The sequence below is a fragment of the Cyanobacteriota bacterium genome (genome assembly GCA_025054735.1).
GTDB lineage: Bacteria > Cyanobacteriota > Cyanobacteriia > SKYG9 > SKYG9 > SKYG9.
The window spans coordinates 1-2,083 of the sequence record JANWZG010000543.1; the positions used below are offsets into that span (position 1 = coordinate 1).

General features: G+C 45.6%; 3 protein-coding genes. 1 reads left to right on the forward strand and 2 read right to left on the reverse strand.

Annotation, left to right across the window (positions count from 1 at the left end):
- A partial coding sequence (locus NZ772_17910; GenBank protein ID MCS6815430.1) for an MFS transporter occupies positions 1-546 on the reverse strand: 546 nt, incomplete at its 3' end.
- A gap of 592 nt (positions 547-1,138) precedes the next feature.
- Between NZ772_17910 and NZ772_17915 the strand changes: the two genes are divergently transcribed.
- Positions 1,139-1,786, forward strand: coding sequence for a response regulator transcription factor (locus NZ772_17915; protein ID MCS6815431.1), 648 nt, complete (start codon positions 1,139-1,141; stop codon positions 1,784-1,786).
- A gap of 6 nt (positions 1,787-1,792) precedes the next feature.
- On the opposite strand, the gene NZ772_17920 is transcribed toward NZ772_17915, so the two are convergent.
- Positions 1,793-2,083, reverse strand: a 291-nt coding sequence (locus NZ772_17920) for a PfkB family carbohydrate kinase (GenBank protein ID MCS6815432.1), incomplete at its 5' end; no start/stop codon positions are given.

The following is a 2,083-nucleotide window of genomic DNA, read 5'->3' on the forward strand; positions in this document are numbered from 1 at the left end:
TATACGCAGCGTAGGTCGCACCGAGTAAGCCACAATGAGTTGGTTGGCCAGGGGAGCCGTGACAAGGGGTGAGAGACCAAAACCAATAATGGTCAAGCCTACTGCTAAGCCTTTTCTATCGGGAAACCATCGGGAAACAACAAAAATGGGAACTCCATAGGCAATGCCGATTCCAGTTCCAGCGATTACCCCGTAAGTGAAGACAAGGATCCCAATCTGGGTTGCAAAGCTAGAAAGAATGTAGCCTAAGCCTACAACCACACCTCCGATCGCCGTAGTGACGCGGGTACCAATACGGGGAATGTAAAAGCCTGTGATTGGCATCAGTGTAGCGTAGAAAACTAACACAACGGTATATGGCAACAGGCTTTCAGTCGCACTAATCCCCAGTTCATTTTCCAGAGGAGTTCTAAAAATACTCCAGGAATATACACTTCCTAGACACAGCAAAATAATCATGCCTAATGGAATTAGAAACCATCGGCCTTGATGTGCGGGGCATCCTAAGACCTTTAGCTTGTTCTCAGAGTGAATTGTTATACCCATAGCTTGCTTAAAGGATCAAAAAACTGAATCAACTGTGTAAGTGGGGTATGTGTAAGTGAGGTAACAAAATTACCCATGATAGCCCTACAGGTTCTCCGGAGTTTTCACATAACACCTAGAGGGTTAGCAAGACCATCAACAGCTTTGACCCCTAACATGAGATGACTAAAACCTGCTAACGTTTTCCATCAGACTGCGCCTCAAGCTTAGTACCCTTCCGGTTTTGGGCAGCGCTATGCTTTATCCGTACAGTGGTCATGCAGTGTAGTGGTCACATAGTGGTCTTCAGTCACCAGCATTGTCTGAGAATAGGTTGAAAGCCATTCTTCAGGAGGTAGACTTGATATTTCTTAGCTCAAGCTGATATCATCCAGCAAAAATTTGCTATAAATGCTCACAGGCTTATCAAGCATTTATGCGCATTTGTATGCGTATTTATATATAAACTCGTTGCATCTCTTGGTCAAGAATTAAAATATCTAGTAAGATTTAGTTTCTGAAACATATCGCCGCACGATGGAGGAGCTTTAAGGGAGCGCGATCGGTAAGCATACTAAGATTTCAAACCTAGAAACTCTGAACGTAGTTGCACATGAAGGAAAACACTGTGGCAGAACACAAACGGTTGCTGTTGATTGACGATGACCCCAACCTAATCCTCTTAGTCAAGGACTATTTGGAGTTTCGGGGTTACGAAGTGATTACGGCTGAAAATGGTCGGGAGGCAATAGAAATTCTAGAGAATGAACTTCCTGACATGATCATTTGTGATGTGATGATGCCGGAAATGGACGGCTACTCCTTTGTGAAACACGTCCGAGATGATGCTCGAACTAGTTGGATTCCCATCTTGTTTCTCTCTGCTAAGGGACAAAGCCAAGACCGGGTTAAGGGGCTGAACACTGGCGCAGATGTTTACATGGTAAAGCCCTTTGAACCAGAGGAACTTGTTGCCCAGGTGGAGTCTTCCCTAAAGCAAGCTTCTCGACTGATTCATCATCAGAATCGTGATAGCGAAGGAACCCCTCGAATTCAAGTGCCATTTGATGTGGAGTTGACTCCCACAGAAATTAAAGTCGTTCACTTTGTAGCCCAGGGCATGGCCAACCGGGAAATTGCTGAAGAAATGAATGTTAGTCAGCGCACTATTGAGAGCCATGTTAGCAATATGTTGGGCAAAACTGGTCTTCATAACCGCACTGAGTTGGCACGGTGGGCGATCGAGAACAAGATGGCCTAGAGCTGTTCATTCAGGTATTGATGACAGCAACCATTGACGAGTTCCGAAGGATGTGCAAGTAGACGAGGCGATCGTGGCTGCTTTTTGTAGTGCCGTTGTAAAATCTGCACTCAAAATATAGTGGCAAAATGCGCCGTGAAAAATGTCTCCAGCCCCTAGGGTGTCAACCACGGCTACTACAGGCACTGGTATAGTTCCGGCTAGTGCATTGGTGTAGAACTGGATGGGATCTGCACCATTAGTAATAGCAATGTGGGGAACTGCCAGCGTGCGTAAGTAGGCAACTACATCGTTGTT

Coding starts and splice junctions, on each gene's coding strand:
- NZ772_17915 (MCS6815431.1), top strand. CDS start 1,139: ATGAAGGAAAACACTGTGGCAGAACACAAACGGTTGCTGTTGATTGAC.